23 protein-coding genes are annotated in these 22640 nt (G+C 68.9%); 13 read left to right on the top strand and 10 right to left on the bottom strand.

Going from position 1 to position 22640, the window contains the following annotated elements:
* The 7 genes from sufU to AB0L70_RS32480 form a co-directional block, all read right to left on the bottom strand.
* On the bottom strand, window positions 1-395 hold a 395-nt coding region (sufU, locus tag AB0L70_RS32510; protein ID WP_363690604.1), incomplete at its 3' end, for a Fe-S cluster assembly sulfur transfer protein SufU.
* Between the two features lies 1 nt (window position 396).
* Window positions 397-1653, bottom strand: a complete 1257-nt coding sequence (locus AB0L70_RS32505; protein ID WP_363690603.1) for a cysteine desulfurase — start codon at window positions 1651-1653, stop codon at window positions 397-399.
* A complete protein-coding gene (gene sufC, locus AB0L70_RS32500) occupies window positions 1650-2411 on the bottom strand; it encodes a Fe-S cluster assembly ATPase SufC (protein WP_363690602.1) in 762 nt (253 codons plus the stop codon). The genes AB0L70_RS32505 and sufC overlap by 4 nt, the downstream gene beginning before the upstream one ends.
* A gap of 23 nt (window positions 2412-2434) precedes the next feature.
* Window positions 2435-2773: a non-heme iron oxygenase ferredoxin subunit gene (locus AB0L70_RS32495; protein ID WP_363690601.1), complete on the bottom strand. Its 339-nt coding sequence runs from the start codon at window positions 2771-2773 to the stop codon at window positions 2435-2437.
* Window positions 2770-3972 carry a Fe-S cluster assembly protein SufD gene (gene sufD, locus AB0L70_RS32490; protein WP_363690600.1) on the bottom strand — a complete coding sequence of 401 codons (1203 nt, stop codon included), beginning with the start codon at window positions 3970-3972 and terminating at the stop codon, window positions 2770-2772. Before sufD ends, AB0L70_RS32495 begins: the two co-directional genes overlap by 4 nt.
* Window positions 3972-5384: a Fe-S cluster assembly protein SufB gene (gene sufB / locus AB0L70_RS32485; protein ID WP_363690599.1), complete on the bottom strand. Its 1413-nt coding sequence runs from the start codon at window positions 5382-5384 to the stop codon at window positions 3972-3974. Before sufB ends, sufD begins: the two co-directional genes overlap by 1 nt.
* Window positions 5381-6058, bottom strand: coding sequence for a metalloregulator ArsR/SmtB family transcription factor (locus tag AB0L70_RS32480; protein WP_363690598.1), 678 nt, complete (start codon window positions 6056-6058; stop codon window positions 5381-5383). The genes sufB and AB0L70_RS32480 overlap by 4 nt, the downstream gene beginning before the upstream one ends.
* 187 nt (window positions 6059-6245) lie before the next feature.
* Between AB0L70_RS32480 and AB0L70_RS32475 the strand changes: the two genes are divergently transcribed.
* The 3 genes from AB0L70_RS32475 (at window position 6246) to AB0L70_RS32465 (ending at window position 8851) form a co-directional block, all read left to right on the top strand.
* On the top strand, window positions 6246-6968 hold the full coding sequence (locus AB0L70_RS32475; RefSeq protein ID WP_363690597.1) for an ABC transporter ATP-binding protein: 723 nt from the start codon (window positions 6246-6248) through the stop codon (window positions 6966-6968).
* Window positions 6965-7741 (top strand): ABC transporter permease, encoded by a 777-nt coding sequence (locus tag AB0L70_RS32470; protein ID WP_363690596.1) that lies wholly within the window; start codon window positions 6965-6967, stop codon window positions 7739-7741. Before AB0L70_RS32475 ends, AB0L70_RS32470 begins: the two co-directional genes overlap by 4 nt.
* Window positions 7742-7924: 183 nt before the next feature.
* Window positions 7925-8851, top strand: a complete 927-nt coding sequence (locus AB0L70_RS32465; protein ID WP_363690595.1) for a COX15/CtaA family protein — start codon at window positions 7925-7927, stop codon at window positions 8849-8851.
* 26 nt (window positions 8852-8877) lie between these two features.
* On the opposite strand, the gene AB0L70_RS32460 is transcribed toward AB0L70_RS32465, so the two are convergent.
* Together AB0L70_RS32460 and AB0L70_RS32455 are read right to left on the bottom strand one after the other, a co-directional pair.
* On the bottom strand, window positions 8878-9972 hold the full coding sequence (locus AB0L70_RS32460; protein WP_363690594.1) for a ScyD/ScyE family protein: 1095 nt from the start codon (window positions 9970-9972) through the stop codon (window positions 8878-8880).
* A gap of 118 nt (window positions 9973-10090) precedes the next feature.
* Complete coding sequence (locus AB0L70_RS32455; protein ID WP_363690608.1) at window positions 10091-11005, bottom strand: heme o synthase; 915 nt, start codon at window positions 11003-11005, stop codon at window positions 10091-10093.
* Between the two features lie 286 nt (window positions 11006-11291).
* Between AB0L70_RS32455 and tkt the strand changes: the two genes are divergently transcribed.
* The 10 genes from tkt to AB0L70_RS32405 all read left to right on the top strand — a co-directional run bounded on the left by tkt (window position 11292) and on the right by AB0L70_RS32405 (window position 21998).
* Complete coding sequence (tkt, locus tag AB0L70_RS32450; protein ID WP_363690593.1) at window positions 11292-13460, top strand: transketolase; 2169 nt, start codon at window positions 11292-11294, stop codon at window positions 13458-13460.
* A 37-nt stretch (window positions 13461-13497) separates the two neighbouring features.
* Complete coding sequence (tal, locus tag AB0L70_RS32445; protein ID WP_363690592.1) at window positions 13498-14607, top strand: transaldolase; 1110 nt, start codon at window positions 13498-13500, stop codon at window positions 14605-14607.
* Window positions 14604-16187, top strand: a complete 1584-nt coding sequence (locus tag AB0L70_RS32440) for a glucose-6-phosphate isomerase (RefSeq protein ID WP_363690591.1) — start codon at window positions 14604-14606, stop codon at window positions 16185-16187. Before tal ends, AB0L70_RS32440 begins: the two co-directional genes overlap by 4 nt.
* A 30-nt stretch (window positions 16188-16217) precedes the next feature.
* Window positions 16218-17768: a glucose-6-phosphate dehydrogenase gene (gene zwf / locus AB0L70_RS32435; protein ID WP_363690590.1), complete on the top strand. Its 1551-nt coding sequence runs from the start codon at window positions 16218-16220 to the stop codon at window positions 17766-17768.
* Window positions 17765-18943, top strand: a complete 1179-nt coding sequence (locus tag AB0L70_RS32430; RefSeq protein ID WP_363690589.1) for a glucose-6-phosphate dehydrogenase assembly protein OpcA — start codon at window positions 17765-17767, stop codon at window positions 18941-18943. Before zwf ends, AB0L70_RS32430 begins: the two co-directional genes overlap by 4 nt.
* Window positions 18940-19662: a 6-phosphogluconolactonase gene (gene pgl / locus AB0L70_RS32425; protein ID WP_363690588.1), complete on the top strand. Its 723-nt coding sequence runs from the start codon at window positions 18940-18942 to the stop codon at window positions 19660-19662. Before AB0L70_RS32430 ends, pgl begins: the two co-directional genes overlap by 4 nt.
* A gap of 7 nt (window positions 19663-19669) precedes the next feature.
* Window positions 19670-19960 carry a hypothetical protein gene (locus tag AB0L70_RS32420; protein WP_363690587.1) on the top strand — a complete coding sequence of 97 codons (291 nt, stop codon included), beginning with the start codon at window positions 19670-19672 and terminating at the stop codon, window positions 19958-19960.
* Window positions 19912-20412 carry a hypothetical protein gene (locus AB0L70_RS32415; RefSeq protein ID WP_363690586.1) on the top strand — a complete coding sequence of 167 codons (501 nt, stop codon included), beginning with the start codon at window positions 19912-19914 and terminating at the stop codon, window positions 20410-20412. Before AB0L70_RS32420 ends, AB0L70_RS32415 begins: the two co-directional genes overlap by 49 nt.
* A gap of 44 nt (window positions 20413-20456) precedes the next feature.
* The gene (locus AB0L70_RS32410) at window positions 20457-21269 is read left to right on the top strand and encodes an isocitrate lyase/phosphoenolpyruvate mutase family protein (RefSeq protein WP_363690585.1); all 813 of its coding nucleotides are present in this window, start codon (window positions 20457-20459) and stop codon (window positions 21267-21269) included.
* A gap of 168 nt (window positions 21270-21437) precedes the next feature.
* On the top strand, window positions 21438-21998 hold the full coding sequence (locus AB0L70_RS32405) for a hypothetical protein (RefSeq protein WP_363690584.1): 561 nt from the start codon (window positions 21438-21440) through the stop codon (window positions 21996-21998).
* Here the strand turns inward: AB0L70_RS32405 and AB0L70_RS32400 are convergent.
* Entirely contained in the window at window positions 21978-22604 is a 627-nt protein-coding gene (locus AB0L70_RS32400) for an NAD(P)-binding domain-containing protein (protein ID WP_363690583.1), read from the bottom strand. The genes AB0L70_RS32405 and AB0L70_RS32400 overlap by 21 nt on opposite strands.
* Window positions 22605-22640: the final 36 nt, after the last annotated feature.

Below are 22640 nucleotides of genomic sequence, written 5' to 3'. Positions count from 1 at the left end.
CCCAGCAGCGCACACTTCACCCGGGCTGGGAACTGCGCGACGCCCGCGAACGCGACGCCGTCCTCCAGAACCTCTTCGTCCGGCTCGATCTCCTTGCCCCGGCTCTGCATCAGCTCGAGGAACTTCTCGTACGTCGCCATCCCCTCGGCCACCGGCTTGCCGATGACGAGGTCGGTCATCACCGACGTCGCGGCCTGGCTGATCGAGCACCCGACGCTCTCGTGCGTCACGCCGGTCACCGTCTCGCCGTCGAGCTCGACCCGCAGCGTCACCTCGTCCCCGCAGGACGGGTTCACGTGGTGCACCTCCACGTCGTACGGATCCGCCAGGCCCGCGTGGTGCGGGCTGCGGTAGTGATCCAGGATGATCTCCTGGTACAGGCTGTCCAGCTGCATATCAGTCCACCTTGAAGTAAGACCGGACGAATCCGAGGCCGTCGACGAGCGCGTCGATCTCCTCGGGCGTCGTGTACAGGTAGAAAGACGCTCTGGTCGACGATTGCATTCCGAACCGCTCATGGACCGGACGCGCGCAGTGGTGCCCGGCCCGGACCGCGATCCCGCGGGTGTCCAGCACCGTCGCCACATCGTGCGGGTGTACGCCGTCAACCGCGAAGCTGATCGCGCCACCATGGTCCACCGCCTCGGTCGGCCCGAGGATCTTCACGCCGGGGACCGTCTTCAGGCCCTCGAGCGCGTACTCGACGATCGCGTGCTCGTGCGCCGCGATCTTGTCCATCCCGATCCCGGACAGGTAGTCGACCGCCGCACCGAGCCCGACCGCCTGCGCGATCGGCGGCGTACCGGCCTCGAACCGAGCGGGCGGAGCGGCGTACGTCGAACCCGTCATCCGGACGATCTCGATCATCTCGCCGCCACCGAGGAACGGCGGCAGCGAAGCGAGCAGGTCGTAGCGGCCCCAGAGCACGCCGATACCGGTCGGTCCGACGACCTTGTGGCCGGTGAAGGCGAGCAGGTCCGCGCCGAGCGTCGAGACGTCGACCGGGAACTGCGGCACCGCCTGCGAGGCGTCCACGACGACGGTCGCGCCGACCGCGTGCGCCTTGGCGGCGATGTCGCTGATCGGGTTGATCGTGCCGAGCGCGTTCGAGACCCAGGTCAGTGCGACGACCTTGGTCTGTTCGGTCAGCAGCTCCTCGATGTTGCTGAGATCGAGCCGGCCGTCCTCGGTCACGCCGAACCACTTCAGCGTCGCGCCGGTCCGCTCACAGGCGAGCTGCCACGGGACGATGTTGCTGTGGTGCTCCATCTCGGAGACCACCACGACATCGCCCGGCTGCAGCGACGCGCCGAGCGTGTGCGCGGCCAGGTTGAGCGCCTCGGAGGCGTTCTTGGTGAAGACGATCTCGTCCCGGCTGGGGGCGCCGATGAACGCGGCCACCTTGTCCCGGCCGTCCTCGTACGCCGCGGTCGCCTCGGCACCGAGCTGGTGCATCGCGCGGGCGACGTTCGCGTTGTGCTTGAGATAGTGGTCCTCGATCGCCTGGACCACCTGGCGCGGCTTCTGCGACGAGTTCGCCGAGTCCAGGTAGACCAGCGGGTATCCGCCCGCGAGCTCGCGGGAAAGGATGGGAAAGTCCGCCCGGACCGACTGCAGGTCCAACGGACTGCTGAACGTCCGGGCGGCCGTCACTTCGCGCCGGCCTTGAGGAAGCGCTCGTACCCGTTCGCCTCGAGCTCCTCGGCGAGCTCCGGGCCACCCTCTTCGGCCACGCGGCCGTCGACGAAGACGTGCACGAAGTCGGGCTTGATGTAGCGCAGGATCCGGGTGTAGTGGGTGATCAGCAGAACGCCCTTGTCACCCTTCTCCGCAAACCGGTTCACGCCAGTGGAGACGACCTTGAGCGCATCGATGTCGAGGCCGGAGTCGGTCTCGTCGAGGATCGCGATCTTCGGGTCGAGCAGCTCGAGCTGGACGATCTCGTGCCGCTTCTTCTCACCACCGGAGAAGCCCTCGTTGACGTTGCGGGTGCCGAAGTCGGGGTCCATGTCCAGGTCGGCGAGCGCCTTGTTGACGTCCTTGACCCAGGTGCGCAGCTTCGGCGCCTCACCGTCGATCGCGGTCTTCGCGGTCCGGAGGAAGTTCGCCACCGAGACGCCGGGCACCTCGACCGGGTACTGCATGGCCAGGAACAGGCCGGCCCGGGCGCGCTCGTCGACGGCCATGTCCAGCACGTCCTCGCCGTCCAGGGTGACCGTGCCGCTGGTGATGTTGTACTTCGGGTGGCCGGCGATCGAGTACGCCAGCGTGGACTTGCCGGAACCGTTCGGGCCCATGATCGCGTGCGTCTGACCACCGGCGATGGTCAGGTCGACGCCGCGCAGGATCTCCTTCGGGCCGTTCTCGGTGTCGACCGACACGTGCAGGTCGCGGATCTCGAGTGTCGCCATGAGGTTCTTCTATCTCCGTCGCTTTACAGGGATGCCTGGTTGAGGGGGTTCTTCACATCGACGAGCAGGTCGTCGCCGTCCTGCCGGACCGGGTAGATCGGCACCGGGTCGTACGCGGGCAAGCTGGTCGGCTCACCGGTGCGCAGATCGAAGCGGGACCCGTGCAGCCAGCACTCGATCTCGCACTCGCCGACGTCACCCTCGGACAGCTGGATCTGCGCGTGCGAGCACTCGTCCCGCACCGCGAAGTACTGTCCTTCGCTCTTCACGACCGCGACCTCGACGCCGCCGACCTCGACCGGGATCACTCCCTCGTCGGGTACGTCGGCGGCGGCGCAGGCGCGCTCGAAACTGTCGCTCACTGGCCGATGACCGCCTTGGCGGACGCATCCAGCGCGGCGGTGCGGGCGAGCTTGTCTTCGATCACCTCGTGCAGGTGCTCGGTGACCTCGGGGACACCGATCTTGCCGATGATGTCGTTGAAGAAGCCGGACACGACCAGCCGCCGGGCTGCGTCCTCGGGGATGCCGCGGGCCTGCAGGTAGAACAGCTGCTCGTCGTCGAAGCGGCCGGTCGCGGACGCGTGGCCGGCGCCCTCGATCTCGCCGGTCTCGATCTCCAGGTTCGGCACCGAGTCGGCGCGGGCGCCGTCGGTGAGGACCAGGTTCCGGTTCAGCTCGAACGTGTCGGTGCCCTCGGCCGCGGCCCGGATCAGCACGTCGCCGATCCACACCGAGCGGGCCTTGTCACCGGCCAGCGCGCCCTTGTAGAGCACGTTGCTCTTGCAGTTGGTCGCCTCGTGGTCGACGAACAGCCGGTTCTCGTGGTGCTGACCCGCCTCGGGGAAGTACACGCCGAGGAGCTCCGCGTCGCCGCCGGGCCCGGCGTACCGGACGTTGGTGGCGATCCGGACGATCTTGCCGCCGAGCGTGACGACGACGTGGTGAAGCTTGGCGTCCCGGCCGACCACAGCGTCGTGCTGGCCGACGTGGATCGACTCGTGGTCGCCCTGCTGGATCGAGACGACCCGCAGTTCGGCGCCGTCACCGACGACGATCTCGACGTTGCTGCCCAGCTCACCGGAGCCCGTGTGATCGATGATCACGATGCCGCGGCTGTGCCGGCCGGCCTCGACGATCAGGTGGCTGAAGCCGCGGGCACCGAGGTTCGCGACGTTCACGTGCACAGGCTCGGTCAGCTCGGCCTCGACCGGGATCCGCACCGCGAGCGCCTGGCCCGCGTGGTTCCAGGCCACGGCCGCGATCCGGTCCTGCGGCGTACCGGCCTTCAGCGAGTCGGCGGCGACCGTCTCGATCACGACACCGTCCGGGGCCGACGCGTCGACCTTCGGGGTCTCGGTGCCGGCCTCGTCGGCGAACAGCGCCTTCAGGGCCTTGACCGGGGTGAAGCGCCACTCCTCCTCGCGTCCGTTCGGCACCGCGAAGTCGGCCACGTCGTACGACGTGGGCCGCTCGCTCCGGGCCTGGAGCGGGACCGGCGACCCCGGCCCGTGGGAGTGTGCCCGGTTGCCGGTGGCAACCAGTGTCTCTGCCGAGGACATCAGCCGACGGCCCCTTCCATCTGCAGCTCGATCAAGCGGTTCAGTTCCAGCGCGTACTCCATCGGGAGCTCGCGGGCGATCGGCTCGATGAAGCCGCGGACGATCATCGCCATCGCCTCGTCCTCGGCCATGCCCCGGCTCATCAGGTAGAAGAGCTGGTCGTCGCTGACCTTGGACACGGTCGCCTCGTGCCCCATCGCCACGTCGTCCTCGCGGACGTCGACGTACGGGTAGGTGTCCGAACGGCTGATGGTGTCGACCAGCAGCGCGTCACAGCGCACCGTGGACTTGCTGTGGTGCGAACCCGGCGCGACCTCGACCAGACCGCGGTACGACGTCCGGCCGCCACCGCGGGCCACGGACTTCGACACGATCGAGCTCGACGTGTACGGCGCGTTGTGCACCATCTTCGACCCGGCGTCCTGGTGCTGGCCCTCGCCCGCGAACGCGACCGACAGGGTCTCGCCCTTGGCGTGCTCGCCCATCAGGTAGACGGCCGGGTACTTCATCGTCACCTTGGAACCGATGTTGCCGTCGATCCACTCCATCGTCGCGCCCTCTTCGCAGGTGGCGCGCTTGGTGACCAGGTTGTAGACGTTGTTCGACCAGTTCTGGATCGTCGTGTAGCGGCAGCGGGCGCCCTTCTTCACGATGATCTCGACCACCGCGGAGTGCAGCGAGTCCGACTTGTAGATCGGCGCCGTACAGCCCTCGACGTAGTGAACGTAGGCGTCCTCGTCGACGATGATCAGAGTCCGCTCGAACTGGCCCATGTTCTCGGTGTTGATCCGGAAGTAGGCCTGCAGCGGGATGTCCACCTTGACGCCCTTGGGGACGTAGATGAACGAGCCGCCGGACCAGACCGCCGTGTTCAGCGAGGCGAACTTGTTGTCGCCGACCGGGATGACCGAGCCGAAGTACTCCTGGAAGATCTCCGGGTGCTCCTTCAGGCCGGTGTCGGTGTCCAGGAAGATGACGCCCTGGGCCTCCAGGTCCTCGCGGATCTGGTGGTAGACGACCTCCGACTCGTACTGCGCGGCGACACCGGCGACCAGGCGCTGCTTCTCCGCCTCCGGGATACCGAGCTTGTCGTAGGTGTTCTTGATGTCCTCGGGCAGCTCTTCCCAGCTGGTCGCCTGCTTCTCGGTCGACCGGACGAAGTACTTGATGTTGTCGAAGTCGATCCCGGACAGGTCCGCACCCCACGACGGCATCGGCTTGCGGTCGAAGAGCTTCAGGCCCTTCAGGCGCAGGTCGAGCATCCACTCCGGCTCGTTCTTGAGGGCGGAGATGCCCCGCACCACGTCGGTGCTGAGGCCGCGCTGGGCGACCGCACCGGCGGCGTCGGAGTCGGCCCAGCCGTACTGGTAGTTGCCGAGGCCTTCCAGTTCGGGGTGAGCGGTTTGCGTCATCGTGCAGTCCTCGCAGATTCGCCGTCGGATACAGGGGAAACCGGCTGGGGGCCGGGGATGTGAGTAGTGCAGACACCGTCGCCGTGGGCGATGGTGGCCAGTCGCTGGACGTGCTTGCCGAGCAACCGCGAGAACACCTCGGTCTCGGCCTCACACAACTGGGGGAACTGCTCGGCCACGTGCGCGACCGGGCAGTGGTGCTGGCAGAGCTGGGCGCCCTGGCCGGCTTCGGCCGTGGACGCGGCATACCCGTCCACGGTCAGCGCCTGGGCGAGCACCTCCGCCTTGGCGCTGTCCGGAGCCTTGTCGAGCAGCTCGCGGTAGCGATCCTCCACCTCGGCGACCCGGCGCCGGGCGAACTCCGCGACCGCTTCGTCACCGCCGGCGTCGGCGATGAACCGCAGTGCGGTGGCCGCCAGGTCGTCGTACGCCTGGTGGAAGGCGTGCCGGCCGGTGTCGGTCAGCACGAAAACCTTCGCGGGGCGGCCGCGGCCACGAGGGCCGTAGACGCGCTCCTCGCGGGATTCGACCAGGCCCTCGTCGAGCAGGTGGTCGAGGTGGCGGCGCACTGCCGCCGGGGTCAGCTCCAGGCGCTCCGCGAGTACCGCGGCGCTGGACGGACCGTTGGTGAGGATCGAGCGGGCGACCCGGTCCCGGGTGGACTCGTCCCGCATGATTCCAGCAACAGGACCGGCGCCCGTGGGCACCGCTCCGCTCGTCGCAGGATTTTTCACAACATCAGTGTCGCGTAATTCAGCGGCCCCTTCAAATAAGGCTGCCCTAACCGGTTCACGGCACCACGCCGGGGTCGGACCCCGACCGTGAGCGAGGTCACTTCTCCTCGTTCTCTATGCTGCCGTTGTGCCAGTCGCGGTGGAGATCGACAACCTCGTCGTGCGGTACGGCGAGAAAGCCGCGGTCGACGGTCTCAGTCTCACCGTAACCGCCGGGACGGTGACGTCCGTGCTCGGCCCCAACGGCGCCGGCAAGACGACGACCGTGGAGAGCTGTGAGGGGTTCCGGCGGCCCGATTCCGGGCAGGTCCGGGTGCTCGGGCTGGACCCGATCGCGGACCACGACGAACTGATGCCACGGATCGGCGTGATGCTCCAGGAGGGCGGCGCCTGGTCCGGCGTCCGGGCAATCGAGATGCTCCGGTACGTCGCCACCCTGCACTCGCACCCCCTCGACATCCCGGCGCTGGTCGAGCGACTCGACCTGGGTAGCTGTGGCAGGACGCCGTACCGGCGGTTGTCGGGCGGGCAGAAGCAGCGGCTCTCGTTCGCACTCGCGATCCTGGGCCGGCCGGAGATCGCGTTCCTGGACGAGCCGACCACTGGGCTGGACCCGCACGGCCGGCGCGAGATCTGGCAGGTGATCCGGGACCTGCGCGACGACGGGGTGACCGTCGTACTGACCACCCATGCGATGGACGAGGCCGAGCAGTTGTCCGACTACGTCCACGTCGTGTCCGCCGGGAAGCTGATCGCCTCGGGTACGCCGGACAGCCTGACCGAACACCACTCGAAGACCCTCGAGGACGTCTACCTCGAACTGACCGCCCCGAAGCGGGAGGCCCAGTGACCACCTATGCGCCACAGCCGGGGAGTGCGCCGTGGGCTCGGAAGGTGTTCGCGCACTCGCGGATGGAGTTCAAGCTGCTCGTCCGCAACGGTGAGCAGTTGCTGCTTGCTCTGGTGATCCCGCTCGGGCTGCTCCTCCTGCTGGGCGGCACCGGCCTCGGCGACCGGCTCCCGCTCGGTGACGGCCGGCCGATCGACGACGCGGTCCCCCGGGTCCTCGCCCTCGCCGTACTGTCGTCGTCCTTCACCTCGCTCGCGATCGCCACCGGCTTCGAGCGCCGGTACGGCGTGATCAAACGGCTCGGCGCCTCTCCCCTGTCCCGCACCGGCCTGCTGGCCGGGAAGATCGGCGCTGTCCTGGTCGTCCAGGTCATCCAGATCGCCGTGCTGATGGGGGCGGGCTTCGCCCTCGGCTGGAAGCCGGTCGGCGGCGCGGACGCCGTCGTCGGAGTGATCCTGACTGTCCTCTGCGGTACGGCGGCCTTCGCCTCACTAGGCCTGCTGATGGCCGGAGTACTGCGCGCTGAAGCGACCCTCGCCGCGGCGAACCTGCTGTACCTATTGCTGCTCGTCGGTGGCGCGATCATGACACCGGTGGACGAATACCCGGCCGGCATGCAGGGCGTCGTACGCCTGCTGCCGAGTGCCGCGCTCGCCAACGGGATCGCGAACTCGACCGTCGAGGGTGTGATCCCCTGGGCCGCCGCGCTGTCGCTCGCGCTGTGGGCCGGCGTGCTGGGCTACCTGGTGTCCCGAACATTCCGATGGGACTGACCTGAGGGGATGTCTCCCAACCCCACGCCTACTGCGCGGCACTCGGCGGGCGTCTCGCTGCGCTGGAGGAAAGGTCACGATGGATCCGCATCGAGCCCTTCCCTCCAGCACACCGAGCCACTCCGCCGAGCACCTGCTCGCGACGGCGTGGGGTTGGGAGACATCCCCTAGAGTGTGCCGGTGATGAGCACGGAGACCTCGCCGCAAGAGACCGAGCCAGTCAGCGGATTCTGGCGACTGGTGCCCGAGCCGAGTCTGGACGTCGTCCGGCGCTGGGGCTGGGCGTCGGTGGTGGCGAACATCGGCATCGTGGTGACCGGTGGCCTGGTCCGGCTGACCGGCTCCGGCCTGGGTTGCCCGACCTGGCCGTCGTGCACGGACCAGTCGTACGTGCCGCACGCCGCGCTCGGTATCCACGGCGCGATCGAGTTCGGCAACCGGATGCTCGGGTTCGTGGTCGCGGTGATCGCGATCGGCACCTGGCTGGCCGTGATGCGGTATCGCCCGGTCCGCCGGGACCTACGCCGACTGGCGACCGCGGCCGCGCTCGGGGTTCCGCTGCAGGCGGTGATCGGCGGTATCAGCGTGCTGACCGGTCTGAACCCGTGGATCGTCTCGGCGCACTTCCTGGTCTCGCCGATCATCATCACGCTGACCGTGTCGATGATGCGGCGATCACGGACGAGCCCTTATCCGCACACTCCCCCGGTCGTCCGTGCCCTCGCGACGGCAAGCGTGGTGGCGGTCTGGCTGACCGTTGCCCTCGGCACCTTGGTGACCGGGGCAGGGCCGCACTCGGGCGATCCGGACACCGGCCGGAACGGTTTCGACGAGGAGCTGATCAGCCAGCTGCACGCGGATGTCGTGTTCGGCCTGCTCGGCATCACGATCGCGTTGGTGATCGCGACCCGCGTCACCGCGACCTCTCGGACGTTGCGGAAGCTCGCGGCCTGGCTGCTCGCGATGGAGCTGCTGCAAGGCGCTGTCGGCTTCACGCAGTACTTCACCGGCCTCCCGTGGGGCCTGGTGCTCGTGCACATGTTCTTCGCCGGCCTACTGATCGCGCTCGTCACCGCGGTGTACGGCGAACGCGGTACACCCGCGACCTAGAACAGGCCGCGGGTGCGCCACTTACCTCAGTACCTCACCTTGTAGACGGCACCTGGCCCGAACACCGGCGCGGACACGTACAGACCGCCCGTCCGGGTGAAGGCCACGCCACCTGGCAGGTTCAACTGGCCACGGACCAGTTCCCGCTTGTATCCGGCCCGGTGGTACTTACCCGGGTACTGCAGGTACAGCGAACCGATGGTCGAGCCACCGGACTCGAACGCGAGCCAGCTGTCCCTGGCCAACTGGACGACCGCGAGCGCGCCGTGCGGGCCACCGGCCAGGTCGACGATCGACGTGTAGCCGTCGGCGTACCGCTGGCAGTTGCCCTTGTTCGGCTTGACCGGGTCGCAGACCGCGCCGATCGATCCCGGCTTGATCCGCCAGATCTGCGAGGTCCCTGGCGTCGCGGGGAAGCCACGGAGCTCACCGACGTACCAGTAACCGTCCGACCCGACGGTCACCGAGGTCGCCACTGCTTCGGCGACGAACGGCGTACCGGCCGGAGGTGCTTCCGGGCCGAGCCCGGCCGGAACCTTCACCGTGCGCGGCTTCAACCGGGCGACCGTCTTGGCCTTCCCGTTCGGCCAGACCCGGATCAGGTCGTTGTTCGCGGCATCGGAGACCAGGACCGTGCCGTCAGCCAGGGCCGCGACGCCGAACGGGTTGGACTCGGTCGGCGAATCGGCCTGGTTGTACGGGTCCGGATCGTGCGTCTGGTACTTCCCGATGTCGATCACCTTCACCGGCGCCTTGCCCGGCCGCAGCCGGTACAGGGTGGTGCTGCCCACCACCGGCGGCTGTCCGGGCTCACCGCCGGCACCGGTCAGGGCGTACGTCGTACCCCACTTGTTGGTGTCGATGGCCGGCGGGAAGCCGCCGGAACCCGGCACCGTGCCGAGCTTCCAGGTCTTGTGTCCGTCGGTTGCGTAGACCGAGCCGTCGGTCACGCTGTAGATGACTTTGTTGCCGTACGTCGAGACACCGCGCGGACCGTTGAGACCCGTTGCCACCGGCTTCAAACTGCTCGGGTGACTACCGGCGTCGGCCTGTCCGGCCACCAGCACGGACCCGGCGAGTGCCAGTGCCGCAACCGCTGCGATGCGTGTTCGAACCCCCATAGGTTCCCCCTACTGCCGCGCCTCCCCAGGCGTGGAACCCCCTCCACAGACGCCCCCATCGCAACACCAAGTCACGAAGAGGTCAACGGGAGGACTCCTCGCACCCGGAAGACAACACTCAGTGCAGCAGGGGATCGATCGCCGCTGCGATGAACAGCAGGGCCAGGTAGATGTTGGAGAAGTGGAACAGCCGCATCGGCCGCAGGGCCGCGCCGTCGGCGCCGGTGTGGGCCCGGAGCAACAACGCACGGGCCTCGCGGAGGAAGACCACGCCGAGCACGATCGAGGCCAGCGGGTAGACGAAACCGGTGTCGGCGACCGGCCAGAGGGCGATCGAGGTGATCACCATCACCACGGAGTACGCCATGATCTGCCGGGCCGTCGCGACCGGGGTGGCGACCACGGGCAGCATCGGTACGTCGACCGACGCGTAGTCCTCGCGGTACCGCATGGCCAGCGACCAGGTGTGCGGCGGGGTCCAGAAGAACACCACCAGGAACAGCACGATCGGGGTCCAGGCCAGCTCGTTGGTGACCGCGGTCCAGCCGATCAGGGTCGGGAAGCAGCCGGCGATGCCACCCCAGACGATGTTCTGCACGGTCCGGCGCTTCAGCACCATCGTGTAGCCGAAGACGTAGAACAGGTTCGCGGCCAGCGCGAGGCCGGACGACAGCCAGTTGACGAAGAACCCGAGCTCGAGCGTGGCCAGCACACCGAGCACGACACCGAAGACTGTCGCCGAGCGCGGGCTGACCGCGTGCCGCGGCAGCGGGCGGCGCCGGGTCCGGCGCATCTGCTCGTCGATGTCGCGGTCCAGCACGCAGTTGATCGTGTTGGCGCTGCCGGAGGCGAGGATGCCACCGATCAGGGTGGCGACGACGACCCCGAGGCCGGGGACTCCCCCGGCGGCCAGGAACATCACCGGCACCGTGGTGATGAGCAGCAGCTCGATGATGCGCGGCTTGGTCAGACCGATATACGCCTTCACCACATCGCGCACCGACGGACTGATCGCAGCTGGAGCATCCGGCAGCGGCGTCGGGTACGACGTCGTCGCGGCTGGACGCGGGTCGACGGCGGTCACGAACACCTCGAAAACAGTGGGTTGACGCCACACAGCGGCGCTGACGATTCGACAGTCTACGACGGCCCGTAGGAGGGGCCGCGCACCCCCCTCGGTGCGTCCGGGAACAACGATGTACATGTCCGGGTTGCTTGTCTGTGAGAAGCCTGAAACGTGCTGGCGAGTAGGCTCCTGGCGGAGGACCAGTACGTGGTTCCCGTATGTGTTCATCGCCATCGAGAGGAGCGCCGCCGGCGTGACGGAGAAGACCAGCCCCAAGCTTGAATGGACCGAGCTCGACCAGCGTGCGGTCGACACCGTACGGGTCCTGGCGATGGATGCCGTGGAGAAGGTCGGCAACGGTCACCCCGGTACGGCGATGAGCCTCGCGCCGGCGGCGTACCTGCTGTTCCAGAAGGTGATGCGGCACAACCCGGCGGACCCGCACTGGGCCGGCCGCGACCGGTTCGTCCTGTCGGCCGGGCACTCGAGCCTCACCCTGTACATCCAGCTGTACCTGGCCGGCTTCGGCCTCGAGCTGGACGACCTGAAGTCGCTGCGGACCTGGGGCAGCAAGACCCCGGGCCACCCGGAGTACTCGCACACCCCCGGCGTCGAGACGACCACCGGCCCGCTCGGCCAGGGCGTCGGCAACGCGGTCGGCATGGCGATGGCGGCCCGCCGCGAGCGTGGCCTGCTGGAGCCGGAGGCTGCTCCCGGTGACGGTGTCTTCGATCACCAGATCTACGTGATCGCCTCCGACGGCGACCTGGAGGAAGGCGTCTCGGCCGAGGCCTCGTCGTTGGCCGGTCACCAGAAGCTCGGCAACCTCACGGTGATCTACGACGCCAACAAGATCTCGATCGAGGACGACACCAACATCGCGTTCTCCGAGGACGTGGCGGCCCGGTACGCGGCGTACGGCTGGCACGTCCAGGACGTCGACTGGACCAACGGCGGCACCGGCTACGCGGAGAGCGCCCAGGACCTGTACGACGCGATCGAGGCGGCGAAGGCGGTCACGGACAAGCCGAGCTTCATCCGGCTGCACACGATCATCGGCTGGCCGGCCCCGACCAAGCAGAACACCGGCAAGATCCACGGCTCCGCCCTCGGCGCCGACGAGGTCGCCGCGACCAAGAAGGTCCTCGGCTGGGACCCGGAGCAGAGCTTCCAGGTCGCCGACGACGTGATCGAGTTCACCCGCAAGGCGCTCGACCGCGGCAAGGCCCTGCAGGACGACTGGGACGTCAAGTACGACGCCTGGCGCACCGCGGCGCCGGAGCGCGCCGAGCTGCTCGACCGGCTGTCGAAGCGCGAGCTCCCGGCCGGTTGGAAGGACGCGCTGCCGAGCTGGGACGCCGACGCCAAGGGTGTCGCCACCCGCGCGGCCTCTGGTGACGTGCTCACCAAGCTGGCGCCGGAGCTGCCCGAGCTCTGGGGCGGTTCGGCCGACCTGGCCGGCTCGAACAACACCACCCCGAAGGGCGAGCCGTCGTTCGTCCCGGCCGAGCACGCCACCAAGGAGTTCCAGGGCAACGAGTACGGCCGGGTGCTGCACTTCGGCATCCGCGAGCACGGCATGGGCTCGGTGCTGAACGGCATCGCCCTGCACGGTCTCACCCGCCCGTACGGCGGCACCTTCCTGGTCTTCAGCGACTACATGCGCCCGTCGGTCCGGCTGGCCGCGCTGATGAAGCTGCCGGTCACCTACGTCTGGACGCACGACTCGATCGGCCTCGGCGAGGACGGCCCGACCCACCAGCCGGTCGAGCACCTGTCCGCGCTGCGGGCGATCCCGGGCCTGGACGTCGTACGCCCTGGTGACGCCAACGAGACCGCGGCCGCGTGGGCCACGATCCTCGAGCACACCGACCGCCCGGCCGGCCTCGCGCTGACCCGGCAAAACGTGCCGACGTTCCCGCGCGGCACGGACGGCTACGCGACCACGGAGAACGTCCAGAAGGGCGGCTACACGCTGCTCGACACCGACGGCACGCCGGACGTGGTGCTGATCGGCACGGGTTCCGAGCTCCAGCTGGCCGTCGAGGCCCGCGAGACCTTGGCCGGCGAGGGCATCAACGCCCGCGTCGTGTCGATGGTTTCGCGCGAGTGGTTCGACGAGCAGGACGACGCCTACCGCGAGTCGGTCATCCCGGCCGACGTCCGGGCCCGGGTCTCGGTCGAGGCCGGGATCGCGCAGAGCTGGCACGACATCGTCGGCGACGCCGGCCGCACGGTCAGCCTCGAGCACTACGGCGCCTCGGCCGCCTACCAGACCCTGTACGACGAGTTCGGCATCACTGCCGCCGCCGTCGTCCAGGCAGCCAAGGACAGCATCGCAGCCGCCGCGCAGATCAGCGGCCCCGGCGTGCCGCCCAAGCGAGCCGCCGCCGGACCGGTCGGACCGGCCGACGCCAGCTGACACACCTCACAACAGAAGAATCGGAAGGCTCCGGACAATGAACGATCGCTTGAAGGCACTCGCCGACGCGGGTGTGTCCATCTGGCTCGACGACCTCTCCCGGCAGCGGCTCGCCAGCGGCAGCCTGGCCGCGCTGATCGAGGACAAGCACGTGGTCGGCGTGACCACCAACCCGACCATCTTCGCCAAGGCCATCTCGGATGCCGACGCCTACGCCGACATCGTGAAGCGGCTGTCCGCGGAGGGCGTCTCGGTCGACGAGGCGATCCGGGTGATCACCACCGACGACGTCCGCGACGCCGCCGACGTGTTCAAGCCCGTCTACGACGACACCGACGGCCAGGACGGCCGGGTCTCGATCGAGGTCGAGCCGACGCTGGCGCACGACACCGAGAAGACGATCCGGCAGGCCAAGGAGCTGTGGGAGGCCGTCGGCCGGGAGAACATCTTCGTCAAGATCCCCGCCACCAAGGAGGGCCTGGCCGCGATCACCGCGACGCTGGCCGCCGGGATCAGCGTGAACGTGACGCTGATCTTCTCCCTCGAGCGCTACAAGGCCGTCGCGGCCGCGTTCCTGGCCGGCCTGGAGCAGGCGATCGAGAACGGCCACGACGTGACCAAGCTGGCCAGCGTCGCGTCGTTCTTCGTCAGCCGGGTCGACACCGAGGTCGACAAGCGACTCGACTCCATCGGCACCGACGAGGCGAAGGCCCTGAAGGGCAAGGCCGCGATCGCCAACGCGCGGCTCGCGTTCGAGGCGTACGAGGAGATCTTCGACACCGACCGCTGGCGCGAGATCGAGACCGCCGGCGCCAAGCCGCAGCGCCCGCTCTGGGCCTCCACCGGCACCAAGGACCCGTCGTACTCCCCCACCCTGTACGTCGACAACCTGGTCACCAAGGGCGTCGTCAACACGATGCCTGAGGCAACGATCAAGGCGACCGAGGAGCACAGCGAGTTCGCCGGCGACACGGTCCGCGGCAACTACGCCGCCGACCGCAAGGTGATCGACGACCTGGAGAAGCTCGGCATCTCGTACGACGAGGTCGTGCAGGTGCTCGAGGACGAGGGCGTGGCCAAGTTCGACGCGTCCTGGTCGGAGCTGCAGGAGACCGTGGCCGCGGCCCTGAAGGGTGCGGCCAAGTGAGCGCTCCGAAGGTCAGCACGCAGAACGGCGACTGGGCCGAGGTCGTCGACAAGCTGGTCAGCGAGAAGATCGCGTCCCGGATCGCCGCGAAGGACGCGACGATCTGGGGTCCGGACGCCGAGTCCGAGGCCTCGATCCGGCTCGGCTGGGTCGACCTGCACGAGACGTCGCGGCCGTTGCTGGCCGAGATCGAGGCCCTGCAGGCGGACTTCCGGTCCGAGGGTCTGGACCGAATCGTGCTGTCCGGGATGGGCGGTTCGTCGCTGGCTCCTGAGGTGATCACCCGGACCGCCGGTGTCGAGCTCGTCGTACTCGACTCGACCGACCCGAGCGTGGTCGGGCGGGCGCTGGCCGGTGACCTGTCGAAGACGGTCATCGTCGTGTCCAGCAAGTCCGGTGGGACGGTCGAGACCGACAGCCACCGGCGTACGTTCGTCAAGGCGTTCACGGACGCGGGCATCGACGCCGCGTCGCGGGTCGTCGTGGTGACGGACCCGGGTTCGCCGTTCGAGAAGCTGTCTGCGGACGAGGGTTACCGCAAGACGTTCCTGGCCGACCCGAACGTGGGTGGCCGGTACAGCGCACTGACCGCGTTCGGGCTGGTTCCGTCCGGTCTGGCCGGGGCTGACATCGCCGAGCTGCTCGACCAGGCGGCCGAGGCCGCTCCCGAGCTGCAGGCCGACTCGACGGACAACCCGGCGTTGTGGCTGGGCGCCGTACTCGCCGCGAGCGCCGGGCGGGACAAGGCGATCATCACGGCCGACGGGTCGGACATCGTCGGCTTCCCGGACTGGGCCGAGCAGCTGATCGCGGAGAGCACCGGCAAGCAGGGCACCGGCGTACTGCCGGTCGCGGTCGAGGTCGGCGCGCCGGAGCTGCGCAGCGAGGCGAGCGACCTGACCAACGCGCTGCTCGCGGAGAAGGCGACCAGCGGGGTGCCGACGGCGCTGACCGCGGGATCGCTCGGCGGACAGTTCCTGCTCTGGGAGGTCGCGACGGCAGTGGCCGGCTACCTGCTGGGCATCGACCCGTTCGACCAGCCCGACGTGGAGAGCGCGAAGAAGGCCGCACGTGGCCTGCTGGACGCGCAGCCTGAGCCGGAGGCCGCGGCCTTCACCGACGGTGTCGTCGAGGTCCGTGGATCCGAGGGCCTGCTCGACGGCGTGGACTCGCTGCAGGGCGCGGTCGACGCGCTGCTGGGCAAGCTCGACGACAAGGGGTACCTGGCTGTGATGGCCTACCTCGACTCCGAGCGCGACGCTTCGCTGCATGCAGTCCGGCCGGCGCTGGCCACCCGCACGGGCCGGCCGGTGACGTTCGGCTGGGGACCGCGGTTCCTGCACTCGACCGGTCAGTACCACAAGGGTGGCCACCCGGAGGGCGTGTTCCTGCAGATCACCGCGGCACACCCGGCGGACGTGGAAATCCCCGATCGGCCGTTCACGTTCGGCACACTGATCACGGCGCAGGCCGCCGGTGACGCGAACGTGCTCGCCGAGCGCGGCCGGCCGGTTCTCCGGCTCCACCTGACGGATCCGGCGAGCGGCGTACAGCAACTCCTGTCTCTGTTCGGCAACTAGCAACTAGAGAAACTCGGAGGGAAGCGGCTGATGACCGCTGAGCTCGATGACGGGCCGGTCGGCCCGGTGAACCCACTGCGGGATCCGCAGGACCGGCGGCTCCCGCGGATCGCGGGACCGTGCAGCCTGGTGATCTTCGGTGTCACCGGCGACCTGGCCCGCAAGAAGCTGATGCCGGCGGTCTACGACCTGGCGAACCGGGGGCTGCTGCCCCCGGGTTTCGCCCTGGTCGGGTTCGCCCGCCGCGACTACACCAACCAGGACTTCGCCCAGATCGTGCACGACTCGGTGAAGGAGCACGCCCGGACCCCCTTCCGTGAGGAGGTTTGGCAGCAGCTCGCCGAGGGCTTCCGGTTCGTGCCGGGTGACCTGACCGACGACGTGGCGTTCGAGCGGCTGCGGGAGACCGTGGACGAGCTGGACGTCACCCGCGGTACCGGCGGCAACCACGCCTTCTACCTGTCCATCCCGCCGGGCCTGTTCCCTGAGGTCGTGCGGCAGCTGTCCGAGCACGGGCTGACCGACGAGGCCCCGGGTTCGTGGCGGCGGGTGGTGATCGAGAAGCCGTTCGGTCACGACCTGAAGAGCGCGCGGGAGCTGAACCGCGTGGTCGAGTCGGTGTTCCCGCCTGAGGCGGTCTTCCGGATCGACCACTACCTGGGCAAGGAAACCGTCCAGAACATGCTGGCGCTGCGGTTCGCGAACTCGATGTTCGAGCCGGTCTGGAACAGCCACTACGTCGACCACGTCCAGATCACGATGGCGGAGGACATCGGCATCGGCGGCCGGGCCGGGTACTACGACGGCATCGGCGCGGCCCGCGACGTGATCCAGAACCACCTGCTCCAGCTGCTCGCGCTGGTCGCGATGGAGGAGCCGGTCAGCTTCGACGCCTGGTCGCTGCGCCAGGAGAAGAAGAAGGTGCTGGCGGCGGTCAAGCTGCCGGAGCGGCTCGACCTGCACTCCGCCCGCGGTCAGTACGCGGCCGGCTGGGCCGGCGGCGTCAAGGTGAAGGGCTACCTGCAGGAGGACGGCATCCCCGCGTCCTCCGCGACGGAGACCTTCGCGGCGCTGCGCGTCGACGTGGACACCCGGCGCTGGGCGGGCGTTCCGTTCTACCTGCGCACCGGCAAGCGGCTCGGCCGTCGCGTCACCGAGGTCGCGGTGATGTTCAAGCGTGCGCCGCACCTCCCGTTCGCCAAGACGGAGACCGAGGAGCTCGGCCAGAACGCGCTCGTACTGCGGATCCAGCCGGACGAAGGCATCACGATGCGGTTCGGCGCCAAGGTGCCAGGGACCGCGATGGAGATCCGCGACGTGAACATGGACTTCCAGTACGGCGGTTCGTTCACGGAGTCCTCGCCCGAGGCGTACGAGCGGCTCATCCTCGACGTCCTGCTCGGCGACCCGCCGCTGTTCCCGCAGCACACCGAGGTCGAGCTCGGCTGGAAGATCCTCGACCCGGTGATCGAGTACTGGGCCGACCACGGCAAGCCGGAGCAGTACGAGTCCGGTGCCTGGGGGCCGGACTCCGCCCACGAGATGCTCGCCCGCGACGGACGCGCTTGGAGGCGGCCATGATCATCGACCTCACCGGTACGACGTCGAGCGAGATCGCCTCGGCGTTGCTCAAGGCCCGCCGGAACGCGGGCTCGCCGGCCATGGGCATGGTCGGCACGATCGTGGTGGTCGTCGACGAGGCGTCCCACCACGACGCGATGAAGGCCGCCAACGAGGCCGGTCGCGAACACCCGTCCCGCGTCCTGGTCGCGATCCTGCGGCCCGGCCGGGGTGCGCCCGGTCTGGATGCCGAGGTGCGCGTGGGTGAAGGCATTCCGGGCGAGGCCGTACTGCTCAGGCTGCACGGTGAGCTGGCCAAGGTGCCCGAGTCCGTGGTCACGCCGCTGCTGCTGCCCGACTCCCCCGTCATCGTCTGGTGGCCGGGTGGCGGGCCGAAGGTTCCGGACGACGACCCGCTGGGCCGGCTCGGCCGGCGCCGGGTGACCGACGCGGCCGCGACCCGTCGTGCCTCCGTCGACTTCACCGCGCGGGCCGAGGGCTACGAGCCGGGCGACACCGACTTCGCGTGGACGCGGCTGACGCCGTGGCGTGCGCTGATGGCGGCCGCCCTGGATCAGTACCCGACCAAGGTGACGGGCGCCGAGGTCATCTCGGCGAAGGGCAACCCGAGCGCGGACCTGATGGCCGCGTGGCTGCAGTGCCGGCTCGGCGTCCCGGTCGAGCAGAAGAACTCGCGCGGCCCGGGGATCACCGCCGTACGCATGTTCACGCCGTCCGGGCCGATCGCGCTCACGCGGCCGGATGGTGCGGTCGCGACGTTCAGCATCCCGGGGCAGCCGGACCGGCCGGTGGCGTTGAAGCGCCGTACGACGTCCGAGTTGTTGAGCGAGGAGTTGCGGCGGCTCGACCCGGACGACGTGTACGCGTCGACGCTGGCCTGCATGGTCAAGCGGGAGAACATGCCGGAGTCAGCCAAGAAGGTCGACGCTGCGGATCGCCGCTCGGTGCAGACCGCGGTCGCGAAGGCTGCCGCCAGGACGTCAACTGCTCCGGCTCGGAGCACGGCGGCCAAGAAAGCCCTGGTGAAGAAGGGCGCGGCGAAGAAGTCCTCGGCCGCCAAGAAGACCGTGGCTGCCAAGAAGACTCCGGCGAAGAAGACCGCAGTGAAGAAGACTGCTGTGAGGAAGAGTGCGGCCAAGAAGGTGGCGGGCAAGCGGGTGGCGAAGCGGTCATGAGTGAGCCGACCGTACTGGTGAACCGCGACGCCGAGGGCCTTGCCCACGCCGTCGCGGGCCGCCTGATCACCCGCCTCGTCGACGTCCAGAGCGAGGGCCGGGTCGCTCAGGTCGTGCTGACCGGCGGCCGGGTCGCCGCGGTCGTGCTCCGGGCCGTCGCGGAATCGCCGGCTGCGACCGCGATCGACTGGCAGCGGGTCGAGTTCTGGTGGGGTGACGAGCGCTTCCTGCCGGACGGCGACCCCGACCGCAACGAGACGCAGGCCCGTGAGGCCCTGCTCTCGCGCGTGGACGTGGATCCGGCGCGGGTCCACCCGATGGCGGCCGACACCGGGCAAGGCGCCGAGGCAGCTGCGGAGGCCTACGCCGCTGAGCTGTCCGCGGCCGGTTCGCCGACGTTCGACGTACTGATGCTCGGAGTGGGTCCGGACGGCCATGTGGCCTCGCTTTTTCCGGGCTATGAGCAACTAAAGGTGACCGATGTCGCGGCTGTCGCCGTACACGACTCCCCCAAGCCGCCGCCGACGCGGATCTCTCTCACCTTCCCCACCATCGACAACGCCCGCGAGGTGTGGATGGTGGTCGCCGGCAACGACAAGGCCGACGCCGTCAGCCAGGCTCTGTCCGGTGGCGACGTCCCCGCAGCTCACCCCCGCGGCCTCGACCGCACACTATGGTTGCTCGATGAGGGGGCTGCACAGCAACTGACTCGCGGATAGAGGCCACATGCTGAACAAGATCCTCGCGGTGGTGGTGGGCGCTTCGCTCGCCACCACCGCTGTTGTTCTGACCGCCGCCGATCAAGCGGATGCGGCGACGCCCGTCCTGATGGGCGTCCACGGCGACATCGCGCCGAAAGAGCTCGCCAAGCGCTATCCCGGCGTCAAGGCGACCCGGGAGTTCGTGAACGGTGTCCAAGGCACCAAGGTCGACCTGCGGAAGAAGTACGACGGGGTCGCGAAGGCGTCATGGACGGGACGACGTTTGCGAAGGGGTTCAAGCGGGTCCGGGACGTGATGAAGGCGGCCGACCCGAAGGTGAAGGTCGGCTACTCGGCGATGGCGTACCAGTGGGACGACAACCGGCCGCGGACCAAGGACCCGAAGCCGTGGCGGGTCGAGGCCGACTTCTACGGTGCCGATACGTACAGCGGTGGCACCCAGCCGGCCACCGACATCATCAGCGAGCACGACGGTCATGTCCGCTGGTTCAGCGAGCTCGTCCAGAAGACGCCGGGGGCAACGACCCGGTGGGGTCTGACCGAGCGCGGGTTCAAGGGCACGAAGAGCGACCAGGCCCGGGCGAGCGAGATCGACCGGGAGACGGCGTACCTCGGTAAGTTGTCCGCACAGGCCAGGCCTGCGTTCTACCTGTACTGGAACACCAAGGGCACCGAGGGCGATGCCGACCTGATCAACGGTCCGAAGGCTCGGGCGGCGGTGGCTCGGATGGTTGCGAAGCTTGGCTGATGCTTCGGTGTGGGCCTAAGTGATCGGGTGACAGACTCGGTGGCATGACGAGCTTTCGTGAGCTGCACAGCGCCCCTTTCGTGATGCCGAACGCCTGGGATGCCGGCAGTGCGGTGATTCTCGCCGCGGCCGGCTTCCCGGCGATCGCGACCACGAGTGCCGGGATCGCGTTCTCGCAGGCGAAGGGTGATCACACGCTGCCCGATGGCGCGCCGTCGGTGTCCCGGAACGTCATGTTCGCCCGGATGCGCGAGATCGCCGCGGTCAGCGCCGTACCGGTGAACGGTGACCTCGAGGACGGGTACGGCGCCGAGCCGGCCGCAGTCGTCGAGACCATCACGCTGGCCCGCGAAGCCGGGCTGGCCGGCGGGAACATCGAGGACTTCGACGGGCGGGAGTTGTACGACGCCGAGCTGTCCGTCGAAAGGATCGTCGCCGCACGCGAGGCGGCCGGACCCGACTTCGTCCTGACCGCCCGGACCGACGGACAACTCCTGCGTACGCCGACCTCGCTCGCCGACTCGATCGACCGGGCGAACCGCTTCCGCGCCGCCGGAGCGGACTGCCTCTATGTGCCCGGCGTGAACGACCTCGACACGATCCGCACGCTGGTCGCCGAGATCGACGGTCCGGTCAACGTCGTCATCGGCCTCGGCACGTCCACCCTCACCGTCGCCGACCTCCAGGACGTCGGCGTCACCCGGATCAGCCTCGGCGGCAGCATCGCCCGCGCCGCCCTCGGCTTCGTCCGTCGCAGCGCGGAGGAACTGGCCACGAAGGGCACGATCACCTTCGCCCGCGACCAGATCCCCCAAGCGGAACTCAACGAGCTGTTCGGCTCTCTCGGCGACAAGTAGTTGCCACTCGCCGCCTCCGGAGAGACAGTCAGCTAAGAGGCACTCCGGGGGGAAGCGTGTGCTGGGGGCACCTCCCGGGGAAGCGTGTGCTGGGAGGCACTCTCGGGGACGCCTCTGCTGGAGAGGCACTTCGTAGGGTGCCTCTGCTGAGGCACTTCGGGGGCGGCGATGGCGACGGACAGGGTTTACGAGTTGTGGCGGCTGGCGATGGTGCATGGGATTGTCGGGTTCGGCACCTGCCTGTGTCTCATCCTGTTGTGGGTGGCCGGTGAGCCGTTCGGCTCGATCAACGATGTCGGCAACGCCGTGTTCGGGCTGCTCAGCGCCGTACTGGCCTGGCAGCTGCGGACGTCCGCCGCGGTCGTCTTCAGAGCCCTCGCCGCAGTCGGAGCCGTGATCACGGTCGTGGGCTCGATTCTCGTCCTGACCGATACCACCGGCTACTACCTCGCCGGACTGGTGTCGAGCGTCGGGTTCGCCCTGATCGGCATCTGGTTGATAGCTGCCAACCGCACCGCCGCGGCGTCGGTGCCGCGGCGGCTCGGCCTGATCACCGGCGCGGTGATGGCGCTCGGTTTGGTCGGCCTGCCCGGCGTCTTCATGGGTCTGGACGACCTGAACACGGCCCCCGGCTGGACGTACGTCGCCGAGTCCAGCTGGGCAGGCACCTACCTCCTCTTCCCACTCTGGAGCCTCCGACTCGGCCCCTCAGCTCCCAGGCGGCACTGACCCGAACGCGATCTCCACCGGCGGAAACATCCCCCGCACATCCCCGCCATTAACCCAGATCCCGATCGCCAGCGCAGCCGTTGCCTCAAGCAACCTCGCCCGTCGAAGCCCGCCCGCGTGCACCGGCTCACACCCCAGGTCCCGCACCAGCTCGCCTACCAGATCCAGCGCAGCCGCGTCGTCACCGCAGATCGGCACCCCAAGCCCGTGAGGTGCGTCCTGCCACACCGTCTCCGCGGCAAGGTTGAACGCCTTGACAACGCGGGCCTGCGGCACCGCCCGGCTGATCGCCTCCGCCATCGCCGGCTCGTCCAGCGTGAAGTCCTGGTGATTCACCGCGTTCGTGCAGTCGATCAGGATCTGACCGGGCTCAAGCTCCAAACCGCTGACCACCGCCACCGCCACCTCAGCAGGTACGGCGAGCAGCACGACCTCGCCGTACTCCATTGCCTCCTGCAAACTTCCCGCCCGGGCCCCGATCCGCCTCGCCAACTCCCCCGCCCGCTCCCGCGAGCGTCCACCGATCATCACGTCGTGACCGGCCTTGATCCATCGACCAGCCAATGCTTCGGCCATCAGGCCATTTCCAAGAGTTCCTATCCGCATGCCTCGACGGTAGGCAATCCGATACACACCTCCAGG

It is taken from the genome of Kribbella sp. NPDC051952, from assembly GCF_040680855.1.
Taxonomy (GTDB): domain Bacteria; phylum Actinomycetota; class Actinomycetes; order Propionibacteriales; family Kribbellaceae; genus Kribbella.
This window is presented reverse-complemented; position numbering and strand designations above follow the sequence as displayed.